Raw genomic sequence first — 8,061 nt, 5'->3', positions numbered from 1 at the left:
GCCTTGCTCAGCCAAGGGACGTCTGCGTCAGAGGCTGTCGAGGCGTTGGTGGGGGCTCGACTTGGCAGGCAGGCCGTGTTCACCCGGTCACCGCCGCCGCGCACGGTTTTCTTCGTGCACGAGCCCGCGCTAAGAGTCTTGATCGGCGGAGTGGACGTGATGTGCGATCAGGTTCACCATCTGCTCACAATGTCGATCCGGCGCAACCTGGAATTGCGGATCATCCCGAGTGCGGCAGGGCACGCCGCACAGGCCGGATCATTCGCACTCATGGAATCCGGAGAGTTCGATCCTGTCGTGTATCTTTCCGACCGCGCAACGCCTGGCGGTTCTCCCGTCCGTCCCGCGATGCCCTGAACGACGCGTTCATGTCACTCGACGACCACAACGCGTCGTTCAGGGCATCCCGCGACATGCCACCTCAGGGAACTATCTGGGCGTCTTCCCCGTTGTCCTGAGTAAGTCGCAGGTTTCCGTGTGTGCATGTGCTCCCACTGATCGTGTCCGGGCAGCCCCGCGGATCCCCGTTATCGCCTGAGCGCCCCAGACCCCGGCGTCGTGAACAAAGCCACCGGAGAAGAGCGAACAGCATGACGTCCACCTTGCAACCCCCGACGACGCGGGCGCCCCGCGCCGCGCAGCCGATACTGGCCGGCAGGAAGACCGGCACCGAGAATTTCCTCGTCAAACTCTTCGCCATCGTCCCGTTGCTGGCGCTCGCCGCCGCCGTGCCGGTCGCCTGGGGGTGGGGCTTGGGATGGACCGATATCGGCCTGGCCATCGGCTTCTACTTCCTGACCGGCCTCGGCGTGACCATCGGCTTCCACCGGTACTTCACCCACGGCGCCTTCAAGGCCAATCGAGGGCTGCGTGTCGCGCTCGCGGTGACCGGAAGCATGGCCATGCAGGGCCCGGTCATCGGCTGGGTCGCCGACCACCGCCGCCACCACGCCTTCGCCGATCGCGACGGCGATCCCCATTCACCCTGGCGCTTCGGCACCACACCGGCCGCACTGGCCAAGGGGTTCTGGCACGCCCACATGGGCTGGCTGTTCGGCCGCGAGAAGACCAATGCCCAGCGCTTCGCCCCCGATCTGCTGGCCGACACCGACATCGCGCGGATCGACCGCTGGTTTCCCGCGCTCACCGTCGCCACCCTGCTCGCGCCGGCGCTGCTCGGCGGTCTGATCACCCTGTCGTGGTGGGGTGCGCTCACGGCGTTCTTCTGGGCCAGTCTGGTCCGGGTCGCGTTGCTGCATCACGTCACCTGGTCGGTCAACTCGTTGTGCCACATGATCGGTGACCGGCCCTTCACCGCACGGGACAAGTCGACGAACTTCTGGCCGCTGGCCATCGCCTCCATGGGCGAGTCCTGGCACAACTCCCACCACGCCGATCCCACCGGTGCGCGTCACGGTGTCCGCCGTGGACAGCTCGACATGTCCGCCCGTCTCATCTGGGCTTTCGAGCGATTCGGCTGGGCCACCGAGGTTCGCTGGCCCAAGCCCGAACGCCTGGCCCGCAAACTCACCGCGCCCGATCGGCCTTCCCGGCTCCGCGGCCTGGGCCGCGGGCTACTGCCGGACGTTCCCCGCAACTGACCGGCCCCGTCTACTGTGGACGGTCCGGCGAAGTGGGTGGGTCGTGAGTGTTTACGAGTGTTATTAATAGAACACTTGTTGCCACTCACGAGCCCACCGCCTTACGGAACCGGGTATGCCGCTCACCGGGCATCTTCCGTGGTCTGAGGGCAGGGGGCGACCCGGGGTGGCGGAGCGTGGAGGGGCTCAGGTCGTTGCCGGCAAGTTTGCTCCAGCTCGTCAGTCCGTGAAGCTGCCGTTCAGGGTGGCGGTGTTGGTGCTGCCGGGTGAGCCACTGCCCCCTGTCTGCGTCACCAGCTTCCCGTCCACTGTGGCCGTCGCGAACAGGTTTCCACCACTGTGCTGAATGGTGAGATTCCATTCGTGGCGTCCGGTTCCGTAGGGGACCTCGACCGTTTTACGCCAGGGCAGTGCTGTCGCTTTCTCCTCGCTGACCTTGCCGTCGAGCTCGAAGGTGAGCGAAGGGGAGGCGGCCGTGCCGGTCACCTCCAGTTCCAGGTGATGCTGTTCCGGGGCCTGGCTCGACGAAGCCGCCGCGGTGGTCTCCGATACCGGCGTGGAGGTGGCGGGCGGCGCCGGGTTGCCGCACGCGCTGAGCAGACCCATACCCACCAGCGCGACGACGACCGGTCGGATCACGGTGGGCAGCGGACGGGCGAGACGTACCTTGTGCGGCGGGAAACTCATAGCGGCTGACGCTATCGGAAACCCGGCGCGCCTATCCGACGTGGCCCGAACCTGCCACGGGTGACCGAACCGTGTCGCCCCAGCCGAGCTGCCGTGAGATTGCTCCGGCGGCTTGTGCGGTGACGTGTCCGGCGGCGTCGAGGCGGTCACCGAGCCGCTCGGTCGGCGCCGAGATGTTGAGTGCCGCGATCACCCGGCCGCGGAAGTCCCGGATCGGGGCCGACACGCCGCACAGGCCGTCTTCGAACTCGTCCCGCACGCTCGCGTAGCCGATACGGCGGGCTTCCTGGACCCGCGTCCACAACTCCGGCAGCGACCGTTCGACCCCGAACCGCACGTACAACTCGTCCGGGGTGGCCTCCTGCAGCAGCACGCGCCCGGCCGACGTGCACGCGACGGGCACCCCGCGGCCCTCCCAGCCGTGCATGCGGAACGAGTGCCCGGACACCGACAGCAGGGTGAGGACGTCGGTGTCCCGCAGCACGCACAGGTGGCTCGTCTCTTCGAGCTCGGCCGACAGCGCATGCATGATCGGCTCGGCGACCCGTACCAGGCGGTTTTCCACGGTGGCCGCGACGAGCGAGAACAGGCGCCAGCCCAGGCGGTACTCGAGGGTGTCCGGGTCCCGCTCGACGACACCTTCCGCGGCCAGCGCCTTGAGCGCACGCGAGACCTGGCTCTTCTCCCGGCCCACCAGCTGCGCCAGCCGCACCACACCCAGCCCGCCGGAATGCTGCGCCTCGGCCGAGGCCAGCGACTCCAGGAGATCGAGGTCGCGGCGCAGTCCGTGGCCTGCTCGCAGGGGCCCCGGTTCAGCGCTCGGCGTCATACCGCGAAGCGTAGGCCTTGCCGGAAACCGCTGCCCGGCTTGGGAAGTTGGCACAGGAGCAACTCGGATTGCGATTCCCGCCGCGACCTTGTCATCTCGCGAGGACCGCTCGTAGATTCGGTCGCCTGATGAAGATCACCGAGATCACCCTCGACCGGTTGCGGCTTCGCCTCGACCCGCCCCTGCGTGCCGCCTGGGATCCCGATCCCCGAGGCCAGTTCGATGCCACGATCGTCCGCGTGCACACCGACGAGGGAATCACCGGCATCGGCTCCGGTGACACAATGGACGGTTTCGCCGCTTTCGAGGACCTCTTCCTGGGAGAAGATCCGCTCGACATCGTCCGCCACGTGAAGGCCATCGAGACGGCGAACTTCCACGGCGGGTCCTACTGGCCGCTCGAGGTCGCGCTGTGGGACATCATCGGCAAGGTCGCCGGGCTGCCGATAGCCACGCTGTTCGGCAACGCGGCCCGCGCCGTGCCCGCCTATGCCTCCTTCGCCGAGCTCAAATCGCCAGAGGAGCGAGTGGAGACCGCGGTGCGAGCCCGGGCCGCCGGGTTCCGCGCGGCCAAGATCCGCATCGACCGGGATCGCGTGTCCGAAGGTATCGCCACGGTCGCCGCGGTGCGGGACTCGCTCGGCGGCGACTTCGAGATCATGGTCGACCTCAACCAGTCCTGGCGCATGGCCGGCGACACGGCGAACCCTTCGGACCTGGTGAAGACCAGGAAGATCGTCCGTGCCCTGGCCGAGCTCGACGTCTTCTGGGTCGAGGAGCCGTTGCCCTACAACGATATCGAGGGGTTCAGGACGCTGCGGGCGGACAACCCTGGCGTGCGGATCGCCGCGGGCGAGATGCTCGATTCGGTGCCGGAGCTCCTGCGCTACCTCGAGCGGGACGTGCTCGACGTGTACCAGATGGACGTGGTGCTCGCCCTCGGCATGCATCGCTCGCGGACGTTCGCCGAGCTCGCCCAGCTCAAACACCGGCAGTTCACGCCGCACAGCTGGACCAACGGCATCGGCGTCCTCGCCAACCTGCACGTGTCCGCGGGCGTCGGCGGGGGCCCGTACTTCGAGTTCCCGTACGACCCGCCAGGGTGGACGCCGGAGCGTCGCGACTTCATGCTGCGCGAGCCGGTCATGATCAACGCCAAGGGGGAACTGGAGGTCCCGCGGGTTCCCGGCCTCGGTGCCGAGCTGGACGAAGACGCGGTGGAAAGGTGGAGGATCCGGTGAAGAGTCACGCGGAATGGGTGGCGTCGGCGTCCCGTCTCATCCCCGAGACCCGGTTGTTCATCGACGGCCGCTTCACCGAGGCTGTGTCGGGGGAGACGTTCGAGAGCACAACGCCTCGCGACGGTTCCGTGCTCGCGCGGATCCATGCCGGAGGCGCGGAGGACGTCGACCGCGCGGTGCGAGCGGCTCGCACGGCGTTCGACGACGGCCGCTGGCGGGAGCTTCCGCCCAAGGAACGCAAGCGGATCATGCTGCGCTGGGCCGAACTGATCCGGGCCCACAGCGAGGAACTGGCGCTGCTCGACACCCTGGAAATGGGCAAGCCGATCACGGAGTCGCTGCGGGTCGACGCGGGCGGAGCCGCGGACACCATCGCCTGGTACGCCGAAACGATCGACAAGCGCTACGACGAGGTCGCCCCGGCCCCCGCGGACGCGCTGGCCCTGATCACCCGGGAACCGCTGGGCGTGATCGGCGCGGTCGTGCCGTGGAACTACGCCCTGCTGATCGCCTCGTGGAAGCTCGGCCCGGCGATCGCCACCGGCAACTCGGTGGTGCTCAAACCCGCCGAGCAGACGTCGCTGGCGACGCTGGTGCTGGCCAGGCTGGCCACCGAGGCCGGTTTGCCGGACGGCGTGTTCAACGTCGTACCGGGCCGTGGCGAGGTGGCGGGGCAGGCACTCGGCAGGCATATCGACGTCGACAAGATCGCCTTCACCGGATCGGCCGAGGTCGCGAAGCTGTTCCAGGTGTACGCGGGGGAGTCCAACGGCAAACAGGTCGCGGTCGAAGCCGGTGGCAAATCGCCGCAACTGGTGACGCCCGACGCCGACATCCCGGCCGCCGCGTCCGCCGTCGCCTGGGGCATCTTCTACAACGCGGGGCAGACCTGCAACGCGGGCTCGCGGCTGATCGTGCACGTCAGCGTCAAGGACCGGCTGCTGGCCGAGATCGTCAAGCTCACGCGGGAAACGTTCCGGCTCGGCGACCCGCTCGACCCGGCCACCGTGATGGGCCCGATCGTGGACGCCGCACAGCTGGAGAAGGTGCTCGGCTACATCGCGACCGGCGTCGACGCCGGCGCGACGGTGGTGCTCGGTGGCGAACGCACTGGCGGCAACCATGTCCAGCCGACCATCCTGGACGGAGTCACCAACGACGCCGTCGTCGCGCGGGAGGAGATCTTCGGCCCGGTGCTGGCCGTGATCACCTATGACGGAGACATCGAAGAGGGTGTGCGCCTGGCCAACGACACCGACTACGGCCTGGTGGCGTCGGTGTGGACACGCGACATCGCTGTTGCCCACCGAGCGGCCCGCGGGCTCCGGGCGGGCACGGTGTGGATCAACACCTTCGACGCCAGCGACGTCATCACCCCGTTCGGCGGGTTCAAAGCCACCGGCGCCGGGCGCGACAAATCGTTGCACGCACTCGATTCCTACACCGCGCTCAAAACGACCTGGATCGACCTCAGCCGATGAGCCATCTCTCCATCGAGCCCATCTGCCGCCTCGAATTCGGTCCCGGTGTCGTCCAGCGGCTGCCGGAGTTCGTCGCGGAAGCCGGGGGCCACCGTGTCTTCGTGGTCACCGACAAAGGCTTACGTGCGGCCGGAATCGCCGATAAAGTCCTCAGTGGACTCGACGCGGCGGGAATGGAATCCCACGTCTACGACGGAATCGGTCCCAACCCGTCGACCTCGAACGTCGACGAGGGCGCGGCCGCCGCACGGGTTTTCGGCGACGCCGTCGTCGTCGCGCTCGGTGGCGGTTCGGTCCTCGACGCGGCCAAGGGAATCGCGTTGCTGGCACGCAACACGACCGCGGTCGCCGCCGACGCGGACAGCCTCTGGGATGCCGCGGACGGCCTGCCGCTGGTCGCGGTGCCCACCACATCGGGCACAGGCGCCGAAACCAACGGCTTCGGTGTCATCGAAGACAGCTGCGCCCGCCGCAAGGTCTACCTCGGGCACGCCTCGGTGAAGCCGAGGATCGCCGTGCTGGATCCCGAATTGACCTTGGGGCTGCCCCAGCGCGTGACCGCCGCCACCGGGTTCGACGCTCTGGTGCACGCCATCGAGTCCCTCGCGTCCCGGAGCGCCAATCCAGTGTCGGCCGCATACGCGACGCAAGCCGTGACGATGGTCAGCCAGTGGCTCCCGGTGGCCTACCGCGACGGCGCGGATTTGGCGGCGCGGGCCCAGTTGATGCTCGGTGCGCACCTGGCCGGGCGGGCGCTGACGATCTCGGGACTCGGCCTGGTACACGGGATCGGCCACGCCGTGACCGCGCACACCGGCACCCCACACGGGGTCGCGCTCGCCGCGGTGCTTGAGGAGGTCATGGAATTCACGGCCGAGTCCGCCGGACCGGCCTACGAACAGGCCGGGCGGGCGATGCTGTCGCGAACCGGCGCCGCGATCGACACGGTCCGCGAAATGTCCGGGGTGCTCGACATCAAACGTCCGCTGCGCGAGCTGAACGTCGTCCCCGCCATGCTGCCGTCGATCGCGGCCGCGGCGGTCGCCGACCCCGTCACGCGCAACAGTCCGCTGCTGCCCACCGAAACCGAGGTCGCGGACATTCTCGCGTCGGTGTACTGACTGATCTTCCTTCGGGTTCGACGTCGAACAGTTCGATCATGGCCGAAGTGTTCCGGCACGACAGGCCGTGGGAGCTCATGGGACAACTGGCACTATGGCGACATGCGGCCGCTCCTGTTCCTCGAGTTATTGATGGGTAAGGCAAACGTGGCGTGTCGTGGGCCCGCCTAGCCACGAGATGTCGACATCTCGTGATACCCCGCGTCCGCAACTACCGCCATCTGTCGACAGATGGCAAAGGTCGTTCAGGGCATCCCGCGACACACCAGGTGTGCCGGTCAGCTGATGACGGCGGTCACGCGGACTTCGACGCGCATTTTCGGGGCGCCCAGGGCCGGAACGCCGCCTGCGGATGAGTGAACTGGCTTACCTCGCCAACGGCTCGCTTTCACGCCTCTCGAACGTCGTCAAACGGTTCGAGCAGCGGGGCTGGGTGGAGCGATCGCCCGACCCCGACGACGGCCGCTACACCGTCGCCGCCCTCACCGACGCCGGCTACGAAGTCGTTGCCGCCGCCGCGCCCACCCACGTGCGCGCGGTGCGGCAGCTGGTGCTCGACCCGCTCACCGCCGCCGACCAGCAGGCGCTCGCCCGTATCGCCGCCAAGTTGCGGGTGCGGCCAGTCGACCTGGCCTAGGAGATCAACAAGGGCAGCTTGTTGACGCCGGTCATGTTCGGGCTGGGCCGGAACATCGGTGGTGCCTGCGGATCGGTGCGCAGCGAGGGGAAGCGGTCCAGCAGGATGTTCAGCGCCACCCGGCCTTCCAGCCGGGCCAGCGGCGCGCCGATGCAGAAGTGGATGCCGCGCCCGAAGGCGACATGCGGGTTCGGATCACGGCTCACGTCGAAGACGCCGGGATCGGGGAACTGTCGCGGGTCCCGGTTGGCCGCCGCGATCCACACCAGCAGCAACTCCTCCGCCGGGATCGTCTGCCCGCCGAGCTCGACCTCGGAGTTGGTGATCCGGCCGAGTGCCGCGAACGGGCTGAAGTAGCGCAACGACTCCTCGATCGCGGACGGCACCAGCGACCGGTCGGCGCGCACTCGCCGTGCCTGCTCGGGATGGCGATCCAGGCACAGCACGGTGTTGCCCAGCAGCAT

Annotated in this window: 9 protein-coding genes; 6 read left to right on the top strand and 3 right to left on the bottom strand. The window is 68.3% G+C overall.

From position 1 onward, the window contains the following. A partial coding sequence (locus tag VGP60_RS38180; RefSeq protein WP_327553089.1) for a Scr1 family TA system antitoxin-like transcriptional regulator occupies positions 1 to 357 on the top strand: 357 nt, incomplete at its 5' end. A 233-nt stretch (positions 358 to 590) separates the two neighbouring features. Then, positions 591 to 1,601 (top strand): acyl-CoA desaturase, encoded by a 1,011-nt coding sequence (locus VGP60_RS38175; protein ID WP_327553088.1) that lies wholly within the window; start codon positions 591 to 593, stop codon positions 1,599 to 1,601. Positions 1,602 to 1,820: 219 nt separating this feature from the next. On the opposite strand, the gene VGP60_RS38170 is transcribed toward VGP60_RS38175, so the two are convergent. Both VGP60_RS38170 and VGP60_RS38165 read right to left on the bottom strand, forming a co-directional pair. Further along, a complete protein-coding gene (locus VGP60_RS38170; protein WP_327553087.1) occupies positions 1,821 to 2,288 on the bottom strand; it encodes a hypothetical protein in 468 nt (155 codons plus the stop codon). Positions 2,289 to 2,319: 31 nt separating this feature from the next. Continuing rightward, on the bottom strand, positions 2,320 to 3,117 hold the full coding sequence (locus VGP60_RS38165) for an IclR family transcriptional regulator (protein WP_327553086.1): 798 nt from the start codon (positions 3,115 to 3,117) through the stop codon (positions 2,320 to 2,322). Between the two features lie 128 nt (positions 3,118 to 3,245). On the opposite strand from VGP60_RS38165, the gene VGP60_RS38160 reads away from it, so the two are divergent. The 4 genes from VGP60_RS38160 to VGP60_RS38145 all read left to right on the top strand — a co-directional run bounded on the left by VGP60_RS38160 (position 3,246) and on the right by VGP60_RS38145 (position 7,597). Continuing rightward, positions 3,246 to 4,358, top strand: coding sequence for a mandelate racemase/muconate lactonizing enzyme family protein (locus VGP60_RS38160; RefSeq protein WP_327553085.1), 1,113 nt, complete (start codon positions 3,246 to 3,248; stop codon positions 4,356 to 4,358). Next, positions 4,355 to 5,839 carry an aldehyde dehydrogenase gene (locus VGP60_RS38155; RefSeq protein WP_327553084.1) on the top strand — a complete coding sequence of 495 codons (1,485 nt, stop codon included), beginning with the start codon at positions 4,355 to 4,357 and terminating at the stop codon, positions 5,837 to 5,839. The genes VGP60_RS38160 and VGP60_RS38155 overlap by 4 nt, the downstream gene beginning before the upstream one ends. After that, positions 5,836 to 6,960 (top strand): iron-containing alcohol dehydrogenase, encoded by a 1,125-nt coding sequence (locus tag VGP60_RS38150; RefSeq protein ID WP_327553083.1) that lies wholly within the window; start codon positions 5,836 to 5,838, stop codon positions 6,958 to 6,960. Before VGP60_RS38155 ends, VGP60_RS38150 begins: the two co-directional genes overlap by 4 nt. Before the next feature lie 346 nt (positions 6,961 to 7,306). Beyond that, on the top strand, positions 7,307 to 7,597 hold the full coding sequence (locus VGP60_RS38145; RefSeq protein ID WP_414640470.1) for a MarR family winged helix-turn-helix transcriptional regulator: 291 nt from the start codon (positions 7,307 to 7,309) through the stop codon (positions 7,595 to 7,597). Here VGP60_RS38145 and VGP60_RS38140 read toward each other — a convergent pair. Then, positions 7,594 to 8,061 (bottom strand): cytochrome P450 (locus VGP60_RS38140; RefSeq protein WP_327553082.1); only part of this gene is annotated, 468 nt, incomplete at its 5' end. The two genes, VGP60_RS38145 and VGP60_RS38140, sit on opposite strands and share 4 nt — an antisense overlap.

The sequence above is a fragment of the Amycolatopsis sp. genome (assembly GCF_036008905.1).
Lineage (GTDB): Bacteria > Actinomycetota > Actinomycetes > Mycobacteriales > Pseudonocardiaceae > Amycolatopsis.
Note: the sequence above shows the minus strand (reverse complement) of the source record. Positions and strands in the feature narration are given on the sequence as shown.

What these genes read in the sequence shown, in the direction of transcription:
- VGP60_RS38175 (WP_327553088.1), top strand. Translation starts at nt 591, where the DNA reads ATGACGTCCACCTTGCAACCCCCGACGACGCGGGCGCCCCGCGCCGCG.
- VGP60_RS38165 (WP_327553086.1), bottom strand. Translation starts at nt 3,117, where the DNA reads ATGACGCCGAGCGCTGAACCGGGGCCCCTGCGAGCAGGCCACGGACTG.
- VGP60_RS38170 (WP_327553087.1), bottom strand. Translation starts at nt 2,288, where the DNA reads ATGAGTTTCCCGCCGCACAAGGTACGTCTCGCCCGTCCGCTGCCCACC.
- VGP60_RS38150 (WP_327553083.1), top strand. Translation starts at nt 5,836, where the DNA reads ATGAGCCATCTCTCCATCGAGCCCATCTGCCGCCTCGAATTCGGTCCC.
- VGP60_RS38160 (WP_327553085.1), top strand. Translation starts at nt 3,246, where the DNA reads ATGAAGATCACCGAGATCACCCTCGACCGGTTGCGGCTTCGCCTCGAC.